This is a genomic window from Sphaerisporangium aureirubrum (genome assembly GCF_042658925.1).
GTDB classification, from domain to species: domain Bacteria; phylum Actinomycetota; class Actinomycetes; order Streptosporangiales; family Streptosporangiaceae; genus Sphaerisporangium; species Sphaerisporangium aureirubrum.
Genome location: NZ_JBHSRF010000025.1, coordinates 1 through 18,634, shown reverse-complemented (window position 1 = coordinate 18,634; position 18,634 = coordinate 1). Strand labels below are relative to the sequence as shown.

Sequence of the window (18,634 nt, the reverse complement as noted above, 5' to 3'; positions counted from 1 at the left end):
GTTCAGTAGTTTGCGTGCGTCGCACGAAGCTTGCCGAGCATCAGGAGAAATGCCAGAATATGCGGCCATAGCACTGTTTCCCGGAAGTTAGTGCATCGTTCCGATGCGGTTACGCCTTCTGTTCCATGAGGACAGCTGCTCGGGGAGGTCCGGTGGAGCCCTACGGGAGCGGGGACGCGGCGGAACTGCAGGCCTACGCCGACGAACTGCGGGCGGGTTTCCTCCGCATGCAGCAGGAGATCCCGGCCCTGCACGAGAGGGCGCGCACCCTCCAGGTCACCGAGAAGTCCCCGGACGGCCTGATCTCCGCCACCGTCGGGGCGCGGGGCGACCTCGTCCGCCTCGACATCGACCCCCGCGTCTACCGGCGTCCCGACTCCCGCCAGCTGGCCGACACCATCACCGCCACCGTCCAGAGCGCCGCCGCCAAGGCGCGGGAGCGGGTCGTCGAGATCTTCGCGCCTCTGATCCCCGGCGAGCAGATGAAGGCCCACCTGGAAGGCGACCTCCAGGCCGTCCTGGACCAGATGACCGCGCGCCTTCCCGGAGAGAGGTGACCCGCCGATGGGCGACCACATCGACATACGCCATCAGCAGGCCCAGCTCGGCCTGGCCCGCTGGGACACCGCGACGTCCGCCGTCACCACCGCCTGGACCGGCGGCAAGCAGACCGTTCAGCAGCACGTCGCCCGGTCGCCGTGGGGGAACGACTCGGCCGGCCAGGCATTCAAATCGGCCTACCTCGGCGACGGCGGCCCCGAACGGATGATCCGCGACGGCGACCGGATCGTCGCGGACGTCGGCGTGCTCGGGGAGAAGGTCCACACCGCCGTCACCCGCACCAGGACCACCGACGAGGGCCAGGCCCGCGCGATTCAGAGCATCTGACCAGTCCGGGCCTCGCGGGGGAGCGAACAGGCCCGGCATGACGACGGGGTGAGGACGTGGCACAGGGCACGAGCGGTCCGGTCGATCCGAACACCACCGGCGGGGGCGGCCAGCCGTCCATCGCCACCGGGGCGGGGACCACCAGCGACGTCACGCCCGCCTGGGGGGAGAGCCTGCCCGGGTGGGCGAACCTGCTGATCGCGATGATCGTCTCCGGGCAGAGCTGGCCCGAGGCGAGCGAGAGCGGCCTGTGGGACCTCGCCAGGGCGCACCAGGCGCTCGGCGAGGACCTGTGCGACGCGACCGGGCCGGTCGTGGAGGCGTGCGTGGCGGTGCTGAACGGCTGGGACGTGCCCGCGACGCCCGCCTTCCTCGCCGAGGCCCGCCGCCTGCTGGAGTCGGACGCCTCCAGCGTGCCCGCGCTCGGCCTGGAGAACCTCACCTATGCGCTGCAGGCCGACGCCTTCGCGCGCGAGACGCAGTACTCCAAGATCTCGATCAACGTCGCGTTCTGGGTGGCGGTCAGCGCGGCGTTCATCGCGCTGGTGGCGGCGTTCTTCACCGCCGGGGCCACCACGCCGGTGATCGGGCCCATCGCCGCGACGGCCCGCGCGGCCATCGGGCGCATCCTGCAACGGCTGGTCGCCGTCGCCGGGCGCAGCTTCGGCACCCGCCTCGCCGCGACGACCGCCGGGCGCGCCGGGCTGGCCCGCACGGTGCTCAGCAACCACTACACCAGGGAGATCATCGAGGAGATCGGCGAGGAAGTCTTCATCGACGCCTACAGCCAGCGCGAGCAGATGAAGCTCGGCACCCGCAGCGAGTGGGACTGGAAGAAGACCCAGGCCGCCGCCATCGGCGCGGGCAGCGGCGCCGTGATCGGCCTGAAGCTGGCGTCTCCGCTGTCCAGGCTGAGCAACCGTATGCCCCTGCTGCGCACCCTGAACAACGCGGGCGGCACCGCCCCCGGGGTCGGCAACGCCTTCGCCCGCTTCCCCGGCCGCGCCGTGCAGACCGGCCTGAACAACATGGCCGCCTCCCCCGCCGGCAGCTTCCTCGCCAACGGCCTCGTCTACGGCCAGTGGTCCCTCCCCACCGGCGAGTCCCTCCTCGGCGCCGCCATGGGCGGCGCCGGCCGCACCAACACCATCAGCCCCTTCAACCCCGACGTGGCCACCGCCGTAACCCACCCCCTCGCAACCCTCAACAACGCCACCACCACCGCCAACACCACAGACGCCCACCGCACCCTCTCGACAACCCCCCCACCAACCACCGCCCCCACCACCGCACCCCCCACGGGAAGCAACCCCCCCGCCACAGGCGCCAACGGTCCCACCGGCGACGGCTCACCAGGCGGCAGCCCCACCATGAGCACCCCCACCACCGGCGCCCCCACCAGCGGCGGCCACCCAACCGGCAGCCCTGCCGGCGGCGGCACGGGTGGCGCAGGCACCGGCTCGGGTGGCACGAGCGGCACGGGTGGGGGCACGGGCACGGGTGGGGGCACGAGTGGCACCAACTCGAGCGGCACAGGTGGAGGCACCGGCACGGGTGGGGGCACGGGGTCGGGTGGCACCAACTCCGGCGGCACAGGTGGCACGGGCACAGGTGGCACGGGCACAGGTGGCACGGGCACAGGTGGCACGGGCACAGGTGGTGCTTCTCTGGGGAATCCCACGGCCAGTGGACCGCCGCCGGACGCGCCCATCCCCGACAACGCACCCGCCGGCACGTCCACGGCAGGCGGGCCTGGCGGCTCCACCTCCACCGCGCCCACCGGCACCGGCGCAGGACCGGCAGGAGGCTCCGGTACCGGGCCCACGAGCGGCGCGCCGTCGGGTGCCGGGCCCACGAGCGGCGCGCCGTCAGGCGGCGCTCCTACGGGTGCGGCGCCCACGAGTGGTGCGCCCTCCGGCGGTGCACCCACCGGTGGGGGGCCGGTGGGCTCTTCGCCCGCCACTCCTCCCCCGGGCGGGGCCGCCGGGACGCCGGGTGGGAACGCCGGGACGTCCAACACGCCGCCGGGCGGGTCCGGTACGAGTGGCGCTCCTACGGCGTCCGCGCCGGCGTCGCCGCCGGCGTCGGGTGCGGGGGTCGGTACGACGCCTCCCGCGACGCCGATCACTCCGGGAGTTCCCCCGGCCGCCCCGGTGACGCCTCCGGGGGTGGCCGTTCCGGGTGATCCCGCGGCGGTCTCGCCTACCGGCGGGGCTCCGGGGACGGCGAACCCGGGGACGCCGGCCGTCCCACCAGCCGCCGCGCCGAGCGCGGGCGCCCCTGCGGGAGCCGCGCCGTCCACGCCACCCGGAAGCACGTCCGGCACACCGTCCGGCATCGTGGCGAGCGTCCCCGCCACACCTGGCACCGCTCCGGGCACACCCGCCACCGGCGGGGGCCCGCAGAGCGGCGGCCCCGTTCAAGGACAGGGGAACGCCACCGCGACACCAGGACCCCGCAGGAACCCCTCACCGGACGGGACCGGCGCTCCGACCAGTGAAGCCACCCCGGACGGAAACAGCGTCCCGAGCGGAAGCAGCGCCCCGACCGCAAACAGCACCGCGAACGGAAACAGCGCCCCGGACGCAAACAGCGCCGCGAGCGGGAACAGCGTCCCGAGCGGAAACAGCGCCCCGACCGCAAACAGCACCGCGAGCGGAAACAGCGTCCCGAGCGCAAACAGCACTCCGGACGCAAACAGCACCCCGGACGCAAACAGGACCGCGAGTGGAAACAGCGCCCCGGACGCAAACAGCACCCCGGACGCAAACAGGACCGCGAGTGGAAACAGCGCCCCGGACGCGAACAGCGCCGCGAGTGGGAACAGCGGGGCCATCGTCGGGCGGGGTGGGGTCGTCACGGATCCGCGGGTTGTGGGGGTCGTGGATCGGACGGTGAGTGAGGTGTTGCCGGTGGTGGCGCGGGGGGCGCTGCCGCTTCGGGATGGGACTGTTCGGGTGCGGGGCGGGGGGCGGACGTCGCGGGTGCCCGCCGATGTGGTGAACCGGGTGCGTGCGCGGCTGGCGGTCCGGGTGACCGACGAGGCCGAGGAGGGGCGGCTGCGGGCCGAGGCGGCGGCCCTGCTCGGGGCCGCCGTCGCCAGGGCGGAGTATCGGCCGCCGATGGAGGGGGCGCTGAACGCCCTCGGCCTGTTCACGGACACGTTCCCCGACACCGCTGCCCTGGCCGTCTCGGTCGCCCAGGAGGTCGTCGGCCACCGCTGGGACCGGGTGGCCGCCTACGACCTGAACGACACGGCCCGGCAGCTGGCCGACGAGGCCGACAGCTCCCCCGCGTCCCGGCCGCCGGACACCGACTCCCTACTGATCGCCCCCCTCGACCGGGAACGCCGCGAGATCGCCCGGCAGATCGCCGCCCTGACCTCCCCCAGCCACGCGGCCTCCGCCCCCCAGGGCGCCCCGACGGCACAGCCGGACGCCACCGCCCCCCAGGGCGCCCCGACGGCACAGCCGGACGCCACCGCCCCCGGTCCTCAGCCGGCCGTCCATCCGGAGCAGGGCGCCGTCCACCCGGCCCAGAGCGCCGCCCGCCCGGAGCAAGGCGCCGCCCGCCCGGAGCAGGGCGCCGCCCGCCCGGAGCAGGGCACCGTCCACTCCGCCCAGGGCGCCGCCCGCCCGGAGCAAGGCGCCGTCCGCCCGGAGCAAGGCGTTGTCCGCCGTTTCCTCGGGGCGATGAACCCGCTGGCGCCGGCCATGGGTGCGTTCGACGCGTACGTCGAGGCGCGGTACGCCGAGTACGGTCACCTCGCCTCTGCCTGGGCCGCGAGTGCCGTCGACGCCAGGACGCACCACCAGGCCGAGATGGAGCGCCTCGCTCGCGACCTGGAGACCCACGGCCAGACGCCGCCGATCCCCCCATGGGCCGCCGAAGGTATCCGAACGACAGCACCGCCCGCGACGGCGGCCCCAGACCCCTCCGGCCATCCGGGGCAGGACGTGGATCCCGGGGGGCGGCGGGCGGCCGAGCCGGTGGAGCGGGTCGGGCGGATGCGGGAGAGTCTCGCGGCGGCGGAGCAGGGGCTTCGGGAGCGGTCGCGGATCAATCGAGGGCGGGCGGCCGAGGCTGCGGAGCGGGCGGGGAAGGCGAAGAAGCTCGCGCGGAAGGCGGCCACGGCGGAGGACGTGGGGCGTCAGGAGCGCAGGCGGAGGCAGCGGGCCGAGCGTGCGCACGAGCGGCTGACGGCGGACCGGTTCGAGCGGATCGCCAAGGCGTACCGGACGGCCGCGGAACGGGCCTCCGAACTGGAGCGCGCGTACGCCGCCGTGGTGGCGATCCTCGACGCCTCGACGGCCACCGGCCCCATCACCCCGGCGACCGGCCCCACCACGGCGGCAGTCGCGACGCCGGCCGGGCTCTCCCCCAGCAGGGTCGCGGAGCTGGAGAAGGCGGTCCGAGGGGCCGACGAGGCGTTCGAGGCGTACCGGCGGGCGGTGGACGTGGTGCGGCCGGCGGCGGCGGTGTTGCCCGCGGGGGTGCCGCACGGGGTGTTGCCGCACATGGCGGGGTTGACGCGGGAGGTCAACCGGCTGCTGGCGGAAAGGGGGGTCGAGCAGCGGTTCACGGCCGAGGACCTGATGTGGGAGTTGCGGGCGGAGTACCGGCGGCTGGTGTCGGGCGACGGGGCGGTACTGCGGGTCGGCAACGGCACCGTGGGAGAGATCAGGGTCCGCCTGCGGCTCGGTGAGGCCGTGGAGGTGCCGGATCCGGGGGTGGCGGCCTCGGAGATGATGGTGGGGCGGCTGGCCCAGGGCGGGGGGTGGGTGGCGGCCACCACGGCGCGGTTCCTTGGGGCGGCGTTCAAGGTGGACCCCGTGGCGCTGGCCCGGCTGGTGCCGCCGGTCGACCCCGGCTGGGCCGCGGTGCGCCAGCTGGCCAAGTACGCGGTGCTGAACGGACGGTGGAGCCGCGGGCACCTGACGCAGACCTCGGGCAGCGCCGCGGAGTTCGTGCTGCCGGGGCAGGTCACGGACAACCGAGGCGACGCGACGATGTTCCGGCTGCGCGCGGAGTACGAGGTGGACATGCGCGTCCCGGACCGGCGCGGCGACCCCGGCACGTGGACACCGGTGCGGCGGGTCACCGAAGGCCTGCCCGGCGACACGACCGCCCTGGACCTGTGGATCTCGCACGCCCACACCGAGCCCGCACCCGCCAAGCCGTTCACACCGGCCGCCCGGGAGCCGGGAGCCCGTTTCCCCCGGCACGCGGTCATCGCCATGGAAGGCCTCAACCAGCTGGCCGACGACACGGTGGCCGCGCTGGCCATGGGCGGAGCGGGCCGGAGCCAGGTCACCCTGGGCGCGGACGCCAGGGCGCAGATCCACACGGTGCTCACCGAGGACCTCCCCGGCAGGCTGAACGAGGCGATCGAGGACCCGCACGGCCTCCAGCGGGTCATCAGCGACAACGGCAGCCCGGTCGGCTACCTGCGGGTGCGCTCCACCGTACGATCCGTCCCGGTCCTGGTGGGCAACGCCAGCACCAAGCAGCACCAGGAGTGGCTCGGCGTGGGCTTCTCCGGCGCGAGCGGCTCGGCCACCGCGTCCCGCTCCAAGGGCTTCGCCCTCACCGCCGGCGTCAAGGACGGATCGGACGCCAGGCCGGGCGCCCGGGGCCTGGCCTCGCTGAAGGCCCGCGTGTTCGCCACGTTCCAGCGCTCGTCGTCCCGCTCGGACGGCCTCAGCTCGGGCGGCATGGCGATCCTGCCGCTGGTGCGCCGCTGGATGGGCCACACCCAAACCCACGTGCTGGTCGTCACACACGAGGTGACGTTCCAGGAGCTGGGCCAGTCCCTCCCCCACCTCCCGGTGCGCGGCCGTAGCACGGCCCTGGTGCAGACCCCCGAGCCGGACGCCGCCCGCTACGGCTGGCCGGTGGACCCGAGGGCCGTCGTCAGGGACAACGGCATCCCCCGCCGCAACCCGGACGGCACGCTCGTGTTCCGGGACGACCCCACGCCGGGCGCCCCGACCGGCCGCCAGGCCACACTGCCCGGCTGGATGCGCCCGGGAACGGGCAACCCGCGCGGCGCGGGCCCGGCCACGGTGGACCTGGACCCCGGCGAGGTGGCGCGCCGCCAGGAGGAGGTCGAGGGAAGGCTGCGGCGGATGGGCCTGCTGCCCGAGCCCGGCCCGGACGGCATGCCCCGGCTGTCGCGCGTGCCGGTGGAACGGGAGGCGCAGCTCACCAACATGCGTGAGGTCGCCGAGCAGCTGTCGGCGAACGCGCTGCGCACCCGCATCGACCAGGCGGCCCAGGACGGCGTCTTCTTCGACCTGATCCGCGTGGGTTTCGGCCAGTCGCTGGAGCACGTCACGGTACGGGTGCGGCTGACGGCCACCCCGGCCGCCGACTACGTGGGCGTGACCACCGCCGAGCCGCACGTGTCCCTGAACATCGGCTCCAGCTCCGCCACCCGGTCCCGGGGCCGTTCCCGCAGTACCGCGCTCGGCGTCGGCGCCGGCGCCGGGCCCGCCCCCGGAGCCACCGGCCTGGTGTGGACCGGCGCGGAGGCGAGCGCCCAGGGCGCCTGGGGCCGCAGCTCGGCCTGGTCGGCGGGGAACACCCTCAACTCGGTGACCCTGATCGAGAGCAACGGCCAGACGGCGGTGTTCGCCACCGGGTACCGCATGACGGTCGACATCGTCGGCCGCCACGGCCACACCGAGCGGCTCATCTCCCCCGAGTCGTCGGCGACCCCCGTCCCGGCCCGGTTACTGGTCCCCGCCGACCTGCTGCCGCGCCGCACACCGGACCCGGCCCCGGACACCCAGCCCACGACCATGGATATGCTGCGCCGCTCGACGCTGCTGCACATGGACGCGGGCGACCTGATGCAGGCCGTCCTGCGGGTGCTGCCCGCGAGCGCCCGCCGCGACACGGCGGCGTTCCATCACCTGGCGGCGTTCGCCAACGTGCGCAACCTGATCTCCAACCCCGCCGGGCTGTACTCCGGCCACCGCACCGAGGTCGTGATCCGCCCCCGCCTCGCCGGTCAGACCCAGGCGACGGTGTCGATCGACGTGGTGCCGGGAGAGTCGACGTTCGTCGGGGACGGCGACCTGGTGACCGGCGAGATCATCCTGGCCCTCGGCAGCAGCTCCAGCACGCTCGGCGCGCAGCGCGGCGTGGGGGGAAGCGCGTCCACCGGTCTGGGCCTGCGGCAGCAGGACGGCCCGGGTGGCGGCCTCGGCGTGTCCGGCGCGCTGTCCGGCAGCGCGTCGCACTCGGCGACGCACGCCACGACGGCGGGCCGCGAGCAGCTCACCATCGAGACCGGCAGGAAGAACCACTACCTGATGACCGCCGACGTCGTGGTCACCGGCCGGGAGGCGGGCTCGAACGATCCCCAGCGGGTGACGCTGCCCGCCAGGATCCTCTACGCGCTGCCGGAACGCGACGCCCTGCTGCTGTACGGCGAGAACCAGATGACGCTGCCGCTGCACCGGGTGGCCGACGCGGTGCAGCGCTACCTCAACGGCGACCTGTGGCTGGACCCGGCGATGGCCCTGCGGGTGGCGCGCCGCTACGTCGCCGAGCGCGAGGCGGCCCTGACGGCGGGCACGCCGGTCGGCCCCCTGGTGGCCGGGCACACCGCCGAGGCGCTGTTCGACAGGATGGCCGGACGGATCGACACCCCGTCGGCGCCGAGCAAGGACCTCGCCGAGATGCTGGACCCCGCGCGGCAGCGGCCGAGGCCGGAGGTTGTCCTGCCGGCGCACTTCCGGGACGCGATGGGCCTGACGACGTTCGAGACGGTCGACCTGACCGGGCCGGACAACCTGCCGATGGAGCCGTTCGACGCGGTGATGCGGGCGGTCGCCGCCGTGGCCCCCGAGGCGGCGGCCAGTGATCCGGTGCTATGGCGGGCGATGTTCGGCGACCTGGCCGGCGAGAACTGGTGGGGCAAGATCGACGACATCGCGGCGGCCCACGGGTTCGAGTGGGAGCTGCCGGTGCGGGTCGGGCCGCACCGGACCGACCTGGTGCGCGTCACCGTGCGGGCGGAGATGGGCGAGGGCGTCACGCTGCTGGAGGGCAAGAACGACGAGGTCGTGCACATCACCCAGCAGTACGCCTACCGGCTGCGCGGCCGGTCCGCGTCGTCGGGCCACTCGGGCGGGTTCGGCGCGAGCGGCGACGCCGCCGGGTCCGGCCCCGGCGGGAACACCGGGGTGGGCACCGACCGGGGGCACACGCGGTCGGCGTCGAGCACCGTGCAGCGCACCCTGTTGCAGCGCACCGCGTCGTTCGACGGCGCCGACCGGGTCAGCCACGCCCTGACGGTGGTCGTCGAGGCCCAACGCGTTCCCCTCCCGCCGACCCGGCCCGCGACCCGGCTGACCCGCCCGCTGCACGCCGCGGGTGCCCGCGTCACCCAGGTCTACGACGCCGCGAGCCGGCGGCTGCGCTCGCTGCCGGCCCCGCTCTCCCCGTCGTCCCAGCCGGTCCGGATCGAGCTGAGCGGGCGGGCGGTGCGGCTGGTGCCGGACGGCCTGACCATCACGGCGGACCGGGCGGCGCAGGAGCCGTACCGGTTCCCCGATCCGCGGCAGGCGCCGCTGCCCGGGACGTTCTACACCGAGATGACGCGCGCCGAGTCCCTGATCGACGCGGTGCGGGAGCGGCTGGCCGGGGACGACCTGCTCGGCCGCGAAGGGGTGCGCGAGCACTGGGTGACCGTCGGGCAGGAGCTCGCGCCGATGGCGCGGACCGCCAACTTCCGCCTGATGACCGACCCCGAGGGGCACATGGTGACGCGGCTGCCCGTCCCCGGCTCGTACGACGAAGTGGTGGAGGTGTGGATCCGCGCCAGGCCGTCCGAGCCGCACCTGGTCGTCGGGCCCCGCGCGGGGGTGGAGGTCGGCCGGGTGGACCGGCAGGAGCGCAGGTACGAGTCCGCGGTGGACCGCGGCAGGCTGGCCCCCCTCGGGACCGGCGGCGGCCTGGGACAGGACGCGCTCGGAACCGGCGAGAGCTTCTCGGCCGGGGAGCAGGCCGGGGACCGCGCGTCGTCCAGCGGCGGCAACCGCGACGAGACGAGCCTTTTCGTCAAGGGCTCCAACGTCACGGCGGAGTTCAGGGTGGACTTCGACGTCGCCTTCGAACGCCGCACCGTCCGCCGGGACGGCTCGGAACGGCCGGGCACCCGCGCCGCGCTGCCCGTGCCGGTCACCGGCACCGCGTTCCTGATGATGCCCGCCACCGAGTACCGGGACATGCTGAGCCGCATGGAGGCCGCCCCCGCGCACCCGCCGGGCTGGCGTTTCGACGACGATTCCCGCCCCGCTCCGCGCCTTCCGTGGCGCCGTCCCGCCGCCCACGCGGCCCCGCCGCACGTCCTGGACGAGCTCCTCGCCGCCGCCGTGCCCCCGGCGGCACGGCCGGACGGCGCGGCGGGGGTGTTCCGGGCGGTGGCCGACGAGGTGCGGCGCCGGACTTCCGGCGGCGCGGGCCCGGTGTCGCTGGTCACCTCGTCCGACCCGGTACGGCTCCCCCTCGCGCTGACCTGGGCCCGGCTGCTGGCGCGGGAGCTGCGCACGCCCGTGTGGATCGGCGTGCGGGAGGACGGCCTGGTGCGCGGCTACGTGGCCACCACCGACGGCGGCCTGGCGAGCGACGACCCCGACGGCGGCTTCGCCGCGGCCTTCGCCACCCTTCCTCCCGAGCTGTGGGCGGCCTCCGTGTCCGGTGACCTGGACCTGCGGGCCCTGTTCAACCGTCCCCCGGACACCGCCGGGCCGACCTTCGCCGCCCGGGTGGAGGCCGAGCTGGAGAGCCGTGGCGTGCCGATCCCCCGGTCCGCGGATCCGATCTTCCCGACCGTGCTCTGGGGTGACGGCCCCGGCCAGATCACCGGCTCGACGATGGGCGGTATCGGCGCCACGGCACCCGTGGACCCCGGGTCCGGGTTCGTCAAGAGCCGGGCACCCGAGTCCGGCCCTCTGGCGGAGCCGGAGATGCGGGCCGCGTGGGCGCAGGTGCACCCGTCGGACATCGGCGGCGGCTTCGCGGGCTCGACGTGGGCGGACGGCGACCCGCTGCTGCGGGTGGACGTCCGCGGCCTCCCCCCGCAGCACTACCGCCCCGTCGTACGGGAACTGGCCGACGACCTGATGGCCGGGACCGACCTCGGCTCGGGCACCGCCGAGGACCCGCACCTGATGAAACTCGACCCCCGCGTCCCGTCCGACCAGGTCACCCGCGCGATGCTGCACGAGGTAGGCCACTCCATCCGCAAACTGACCGCCCCCCAGCCGACCCCCACACCCGCCCCGGGACCCACCACCGAACAGACCACCGCGCCCGTCCAGAAGTCCGGCCCTCAGCAGGGCCTCGCCCCCGCGCAGGGAACCGCAGCCGAGCAGGGAACCGCAGCCGAGCAGGGGACCGTGCCGGGAGAGGGCTCCAGTGCGCAGGTCCGGCCTCGGCAGGGGGTCCTGCGGCCGTCGCTGGCGGCGGCCGATCCGGCGGGGACGCGGGAGCAGACCGAGGACGCGTGTGTGGCGGCGCGGGTGGACGAGTACCGGTATCTGTCGCGCAGGTGGACCGAGGCCGCCGCGGAGCAGCGTCCGGAGCTGCGGGGGCAGATCGAAGGGCTGGCCCGGTTCGTCGCCGCGCGCGGCCACACGGTCCCGGCCCCGCCGTGGTCCGCGCCCGGCCCGGCCCCGTCTTCCCGGCCGGGCATGGCCGGCCTCCTCAACCACGACCCCCAGGCGGCGCCCGCGAGCCCGCCCCCGCCCACCGTTCCGCCGCCGGGCCGGGGTCCCGGCGCCGGAGACACGGGCGGGCACGGCCCCTGGTCCGTCGGCGGACGCCCCGGGGAGACCAGGGACGAGTTCAGGGCACGGATGCGCAGGCTGGCGAACACCACCGGGTGGATCCCCCCGGACGAGGAGGAGTGCGAGTGCCCGCAGGACGGGCCGTGCCTGTGCGGACGCAGGCCGGGTCCCGAGGCGAGAACCGGCGCCGGGAACGGAGCGAAGCCCGGGAACGGGGGCGGGCCGGTGAACGGCGCCGGATCCGGGAACGGCGCCGGGAACGGTGCCGGGAACGCAGCCGGGAACGCAGCCGGGAACGCAGGGGGACGTGAGGCCGTGCCCGTGGGGCGTGGGGAGGTAGGAGGAGAGTGATGGTGCTTCCGGTGGCGCGGACCAGGGACGAGGCGCATCTCTACCTGGATCTGCATCCGTGCGCGGCGTGCGGGTCGGTGGAGGTCTCCTGGGAGGACGCGCTGGTGAACGCGGGCGGGGTGGCGGCCACCCGGTACTCGGGTGTCTGCCCGGGGTGCGGCGCGGCGCGCAGGTACGAGTTCGGGCTGCCCGAGCGGGAGGTGGTGGCCCCCGGGTTCCCGGTGTTCGGGGGGGCCGAGCCGTCCCGGCTGCTGGACGCCGGGGAGTGGCTGTGGGTGGCGGACCTGACCGCGGGGAACGTGCCGTCCGGGGATCGGGGGGCCGCGCGGCAGGCGCTGGTGGTCGCCGTGGCCGCGGTGGAGGAGGTGGTGAAGTTCGTCCCGCCGGGCGCCGACCGGGTGCCGGACGAGGCGTTCTGGTCCGACCGGGGCCGCCGGGTGCGCGCCGCCGAACCGGGCCGTTTCCAGGTCGACCGCCTGCTGGTCGTCCGCGACACCTACCGCGACCTAGGGGAACACCGCTGACCACCCGGGGCGGTGGATAGGGTCGTCGGCACAGGATTCCGCATGGCTGTCACGGAAGGCAGGGCTGCACGCATGACGACGCCGCCTCTGGCCAGAACCCTCGTCGAGGCGTATCTGTACATCGAGGTGACGGCCGTCGCGCTGCGCGCCGGGGACGAGGCCGGCGAGAAGGACTCCGTCACGGACTACGACGCCCACACCACCCTGACCGAGGGACGCGAGGTCTGGACGGTCCGCTTCGACGGCCGCGAGATCGGCCTGCCGGTCAGGTTCGACGTGCTGGTGCCGTACGGGACGGAGTTCGCGGCCCGCCGGGAGGGCGTCCGGTTCGGCCACGGCACGTCGGAGGTGATCGACGCAGGCCAGTGGCGGGTGATCAGCGGCGGCTACGCCCGCCAGGCCCTGCGCGACGACCTCCACTTCGCCAGGGACCGATCGGACGCCGACCGGTACCGGGGCGTCGTGCTCGGCTGGGAGGCCGCGCGGGACGCGGCCGCCGAGGTGGCGAAGTTCCTGCCCGACGACGCGGACGAGATCCCGGAGACGGCGTTCTGGACCGACATGGGCCGGTCCGCGCGCCGGGAGGACCCGGAGTGGTTCACCCGCGACGGCGTGGCGGCGGCCGTCTCCTTCTTCCAGGAGGCCCTGGACGACTTCGTCGCCGCCCACCCCGCCCCTCCGGCCTGAGCTCAGGACGGCTTGATGGACCGCACGCCGTGGATCAGAAGCTTGGATAGCCAGGTCTCCCAGTCGGTGGGGACCGGGTTGGCGGTGGGGTCCTGTTCCAGGTTGCCGACGACGCTGTACACGGCGGAGCCGGACAGGCGGCTGAGGAAGTCGCCGAACCGGCTGTCCCGCGGGGCGTACCGCAGGACCTTGCTGAGGTCCCACATGGCGTCGAACGCCATGTTGGCGCCGGCCGCCTGGGCGAACTGCAGAGCGTTGGTCCCGAGGGACAGCACGTCGCGTCCCTCCAGGTCGCGGCGCACCCCGGAGGCGGCGTAGATGCCCGCCTGGAGGACCTGCTGGATGCCGGCGTAGGCGACGCTGTCCAGGGTGTAGTAGAAGCCCCGCTGGACGATCTTCTCCACGCCGATCTTGAAGATCTTGAGCTGGGAGCGCGCGAGGTTCTGGAAGAACCTCTCCATGATCTGCTTCTGCACCAGCGTGCCCACCCCGGCCGTGGTCCAGCCGTACATCGAGGTGTACAGCATGTTCGCCCACGCCTGCACGGCGAGGACGATCAGCACGTGCCGGATCGTATCGACGCTCCCCGCGTACGCCCGGCACGCCTCGGCGATGCGGCGGCAGTACGCGGCGACGTCCGCCGGGTAACCCGCGAAGCCGTCCCCGAGCGGCGCCCCCGGGCCGGCGGACCCCGACGGCATGCCGCTCCACATGGCCCGGAACTCCGCCACGCCGGGGCCGGAGTTGTCCAGCCACACCCGCACCGCGGCCCCGTCGGCCGCGACCCGCCCGTCGTCGATCTTCTCCGCGAGCTCGTCCCAGATCCCGGCCGCCGCCCGGAGCCGATCCGGGTCACCGTCCGGCCACTCGACCCCGAGCATCGCCGTGACGAACGCCCCGTGCGTCAGCGCCCCGACACCGAACACCCCCGCGACCGGGTGCCGGTTCGCCAGGTTCCGCACCGCGCCGAACGGAGCGGGGCTCACTCGGTCACCGCCTTGGTGACGGGCACGGCGAGTCCGGCGTCCGAGACGGCGTGCGCGAGCGCCCCGATGGTGGCCCACTCGGCCACCTGGAGGTTGGTGCCCATGCGCTCCAGGTTGTCCCCGATCCGCGCGTAGGCCGTCGCGATCGTGCCACCGTGCTCGGCCGCCTCCGCCGAGGCGTCCCGGTAGCCCTTGCGCCCCGCGCCGCCACCGTGGAACAGCTGCCCGTGCTCGTCGTTCCCCCAGAAGTCGCCGAGTGCGGCCAGCGCGGCAGCGGCGTCGCTCAGCGCCCGGCTCAGGGTGGTGTGCTCGCGGCGGAAGTCCTCCCCGGCACCGGCCACCCTGGACTTGCTCACATCAGTGACGGGCCCGCCGGGCCCCATCAGTCCTTCACCTGCGCGGCCATGCGTGACCTCCCGGATTCGCGCCTGCGTCGCAGCGTAGAAAGGCCCTATTACGCCGGGTTTGCGGGCGGGTTTCGGTCCTGGAGCCGTGTTGTCTGTCCCCGGCCCGGCCGGCTGAGCGGCCCGCCGTCAGCCCTGTGAAGGCGCCTCGGCGGGCAGGAAGGCGGTCTGGACCAGGCGGGAGCCGTAGCGGCGGTCCACGTAGTAGGCGCGGCCGGGGGGCAGGGCGTGCGGGCGGACGCCGAACAGGACGCCCTCGTCGCGGTCGCCGGAAAGGATCACGGCGGGGCTGGCCATGTCCTTGAGGCGCTGCATGACCGGGTCGAACATGCCGCGGCCCGCGCCGCCCATCGCGCGGGACAGCACCAGGTGCAGGCCGATGTCACGGGCCTGGGGCAGCAGGTCGAGCAGGGGGGCCAGGGGGTTGGTGCCGGTGGCGACCAGGTCGTAGTCGTCCACCACGAAGTACAGGTCCGCGCCCTTCCACCAGGTACGCGAGCGCAGCTGGTCGGGGGTGAGGTCGGCGGGCGGCAGCCGTTTGACCAGGGCCTCCCTGGCCTCGGCCACCATCTCGGCGGCGGTGGTGCTGGAGGCGGCGTACCCGATGCGGTGCTCGGTGTAGGCGGCGTCCAGCAGGGAGCGGCGGTAGTCGACGACGATCAGCCGCGCCTGCGCGGGGGCGTGCCGGGCCACGATGCCCTCGGCGACCAGCCGCAGCAGGTTCGACTTGCCGCTCTCGGTGTCACCGATGACGGTGAGGTGGGGGTCGGTGTCGAAGTCGGCGAGCACGGGCGACAGGGTGGCCTCGTCGATGCCGATGGGGATGCGCGGGCCGGTCTGCCCGGGGCCGGGCAGCGCGGTCGCGGGCAGCACGGCGGGCAGCAGCCGCACCCGGGGCGCGGGCGCGCCCTGCCACGCCTCGCGGACGCCGTCCACCAGGGCCCGCACGCCCACGGTGAGGTCGTCGGCCTGCCGGAGGCCGTCGATGCGGGGCAGCGCGCTGAGGAAGTGGTGGCCGTCCCTGGTGAGGCCGCGTCCCGGGGTGCCCTCCGGCACGGCGAGCGCGGCCTTGCGGTTCACCTCGGATTCGTAGGCGTCGCCGAGGCGCAGCTCCAGGCGGGAGCCGAACAGGTCGCGGATGCCGGGCCGGAACTCCGACCACTTGTTGGTCGCGGCGACCACGTGGACGCCGTATCCGAGGCCCCGGGCGGCGAGGTCGGTGATGGTGGGCTCCAGCGAGTCGAACTCCTGCCGCACGGTGAGCCAGCCGTCCACCACGAGGAACACGTCGCCGTATCCGTCGCCGGGGATGGTGCCGCCGGCGACCTGGCGCCGGTAGGTGGTGAACGAGTCGATGCCCCGCTCGGCGAACTCCCGCTCGCGGCGCTGCAGCAGCCCGGTCACCTCGGCGACGGTGCGGCGCACCCGGTCGACGTCCAGGCGGTTGGCCACCCCGCCGACGTGCGGCAGCCCCTCCAGGGAGCTGAGCGTGCCGCCGCCGAAGTCCAGGCAGTAGAACTGCACCTCTTGCGGGGTGTGGGTGAGCGCGAGGCCGGTGATGAGGGTGCGCAGCACGGTGCTCTTGCCGCTCTGCGGCGACCCGGCGACGGCCAGGTGGCCCGCCGCGCCGGACAGGTCGACCCCGAGGGGGTCGCGGCGCTGCTCGAACGGACGGTCCACCACGCCGAGCACCGCGCGCAGCTTGCCGCGCCCGGCCCATCCGGAGGTGGTCAGGCCGTGCTCGGGGGTGATGCTGAGCGGGGGCAGCAGGTGGCTCAGCGTCAGGGGCTCGGCCAGCGGCGGCAGCCAGATGCGGTGCGCGGGCGGGCCGTACCCGCCGAACTGCCGCACCATGATGTCGAGCAGGCTGTCCCTGCCGGTCACCGCGGGCTCGGGCTCCGGCTCGGGCGGCCCGGACGGGACCGGCGGCGGCACGTACGCCGTGCCGTACGCGACGACCTGGCGCCGCTCGGGGGCGCGCCGCTCCCTGCGGGCCTCGGGGGCGAACGGGCCCGAGACGTACGCCGCCTTGAAGCGGGTCATACCGCTGGTGTCGAACTTCAGGTAGCCGTTGCCCGGCGCGGACGGCAGCTCGTAGGCGTCGGCGGCGCCGAGCACGACGCGGCTCTCCATCGCGGAGAACGTGCGCAGCCCGACCCGGTACGACAGGTGGGTGTCCAGGCCGCGCAGCCGTCCCTCCTCCAGCCGCTGGGAGGCCAGCAGCAGGTGGACGCCGAGCGAGCGGCCGAGCCTGCCGATCATCACGAACAGGTCGATGAACTCGGGCTTGGCCGACAGCAGCTCGCTGAACTCGTCGAGCACCACGAACAGCGTGGGCAGCGCCCGCAGGTCGGCGCCCTGTTCCCTGGCCCGTTCGTAGTCGCGCAGCGAGGCGTAGTTGCCCGCGGCGCGCAGCAGTTCCTGCCTGCGCACCATCTCGCCGTGCAGCGCGTCGTACATGCGGTCGACCAGCGGCAGCTCGTCCTCGAGGTTGGTGATCACCGCGGAGACGTGGGGCAGCGTCTCCAGGCCGAGGAACGTGGCGCCGCCCTTGAAGTCGACGAGCACGAAGTTGAGGATCTCCGAGGAGTGGGTGGTGGCCAGGCCCAGCACCAGAGTGCGCAGCAGCTCGCTCTTGCCCGAGCCGGTGGCCCCGATGATGAGCCCGTGCGGGCCCATGCCGCCCTGCGCGGACTCCTTGATGTCCAGCTCGACGACCCGGCCGTCCGCGCCGAGGCCGATCGGCACCCGGAGCCGGTTGCGGGCCGCCCTGTTCCGCCACAGGGCCGCGATGTCCAGGCGCCGGGGGTCGGGCACGCCGAGAAGGTCGGTGAGCGTCATGTCGGTGGCCAGGACGTCCTGGCCCTCGCCGCTCTTGGCCGTGGAGGCGCGCAGCGGCGCGAGCTGGCGGGCCAGGCCGTCCGCCTGGAGGTAGGACATGCGGTCCGGGCGGCCGAGGCCGGTGACGATCTCTTTGCCCGCGTGGTCGGGCTGGATCCGGTTGAACCGGTCGGGCAGCACCTCCAGGCGCAGGGTCAGCCCCTCCTCGGCGGGGGCGGCCGTGCCGCTGAGGTCGATGACGGTGACGCCCTGGATGGCGTCCGCGCCGAGCGGGGAGTCCTGCGGGACGTAGCCACCGTCCAGGATCACCACGTGGTACGGCAGCGACTCCACCGACGGGCCGGGGCGGAACCTGCCGCGGTCCTTCAGCTCGGTGCCGAGCAGCCGGTCCAGGTCGCGCAGATCCTCGGCCATCAGGCGCACCGGGCCCGCGGCGTCGGTCTCCTCCGGGTGCAGGGCGTGCGGCAGCCACTTCACCCAGTCCCACTGGGACATCCACTCCTTGCCGGCGCAGACGGCGATCCGCATGTCGTCCGGGGAGTGGAAGGTGGCGAGCTGGCCGATCAGCGCCCGGGTGAGGTCGCGGACGGCAGCCGGGTCGCCGGTGGGCACGATGCGGGCGAACGAGTGGAGCGCCATGGCGATCGGCAGGTCCGCGACCGTGGAGTGGGCGCGCACGAAGCGGCGCAGCGCGCCGGCGGACATCGCGTCGAGGTCCTCGACCGGCTTGGAGTCCGGCGGCACGAGCTGGACGGCCAGCCGCTGGGTCCCCGTACCGACCCGCACCGTCGCGAAGTCCCCGTCCCTGGGCCGCCGCTCCCACAGCCGCGCCCCCATGACGACCGACCACAAGGCTCCCGGGTCGGGCCCGTTCCAGGTCAGCGCCTCCCGCTGCTGCCTGGCGGCCCTGCGCACCTTCTTACGGGTCTGCGAGAGGTACCGGAAGTAGTCGCGCCGCAGCCCGTTGAGCCGCATCTTGCGCTCCCCCGACGCCCGCCCGAGCTGGCTGAGACTCATCCCCACCATGGACAGCGCGAACATCCCCCCCGCGACGTACATGATCGGACTACCCCCGCCACCCCCCGTGAACATCAACGCCATGGCCGCCCCCCCGGCCGCCATAGGCATGAACGTCAAAACCTGCGTGAACC

The 18,634-nt window shown here is 74.6% G+C and carries 8 protein-coding genes; 5 read left to right on the top strand and 3 right to left on the bottom strand.

Annotated elements, in window-relative coordinates; translation table 11 throughout:
* The first annotated feature begins 152 nt into the window (after positions 1–152).
* The 5 genes from ACFP1K_RS18355 (at position 153) to ACFP1K_RS18335 (ending at position 13,252) form a co-directional block, all read left to right on the top strand.
* On the top strand, positions 153–557 hold the full coding sequence (locus ACFP1K_RS18355; protein WP_380754593.1) for a YbaB/EbfC family nucleoid-associated protein: 405 nt from the start codon (positions 153–155) through the stop codon (positions 555–557).
* Between the two features lie 7 nt (positions 558–564).
* Positions 565–888, top strand: coding sequence for a hypothetical protein (locus tag ACFP1K_RS18350; protein WP_380754590.1), 324 nt, complete (start codon positions 565–567; stop codon positions 886–888).
* Positions 889–944: 56 nt separating this feature from the next.
* Positions 945–12,041 carry a WXG100-like domain-containing protein gene (locus ACFP1K_RS18345; protein WP_380754587.1) on the top strand — a complete coding sequence of 3,699 codons (11,097 nt, stop codon included), beginning with the start codon at positions 945–947 and terminating at the stop codon, positions 12,039–12,041.
* The gene (locus ACFP1K_RS18340; protein ID WP_380754584.1) at positions 12,041–12,565 is read left to right on the top strand and encodes a hypothetical protein; all 525 of its coding nucleotides are present in this window, start codon (positions 12,041–12,043) and stop codon (positions 12,563–12,565) included. Before ACFP1K_RS18345 ends, ACFP1K_RS18340 begins: the two co-directional genes overlap by 1 nt.
* Before the next feature lie 72 nt (positions 12,566–12,637).
* The gene (locus ACFP1K_RS18335; protein ID WP_380754581.1) at positions 12,638–13,252 is read left to right on the top strand and encodes a hypothetical protein; all 615 of its coding nucleotides are present in this window, start codon (positions 12,638–12,640) and stop codon (positions 13,250–13,252) included.
* A 2-nt stretch (positions 13,253–13,254) separates the two neighbouring features.
* On the opposite strand, the gene ACFP1K_RS18330 is transcribed toward ACFP1K_RS18335, so the two are convergent.
* From ACFP1K_RS18330 to eccCa, 3 genes are all read right to left on the bottom strand, one after another.
* A complete protein-coding gene (locus ACFP1K_RS18330; protein ID WP_380754578.1) occupies positions 13,255–14,238 on the bottom strand; it encodes a WXG100-like domain-containing protein in 984 nt (327 codons plus the stop codon).
* A complete protein-coding gene (locus ACFP1K_RS18325) occupies positions 14,235–14,594 on the bottom strand; it encodes a hypothetical protein (protein WP_380754575.1) in 360 nt (119 codons plus the stop codon). Before ACFP1K_RS18325 ends, ACFP1K_RS18330 begins: the two co-directional genes overlap by 4 nt.
* A gap of 177 nt (positions 14,595–14,771) precedes the next feature.
* The gene (gene eccCa / locus ACFP1K_RS18320; RefSeq protein WP_380754571.1) at positions 14,772–18,611 is read right to left on the bottom strand and encodes a type VII secretion protein EccCa; all 3,840 of its coding nucleotides are present in this window, start codon (positions 18,609–18,611) and stop codon (positions 14,772–14,774) included.
* Between the last annotated feature and the right edge of the window lie 23 nt (positions 18,612–18,634).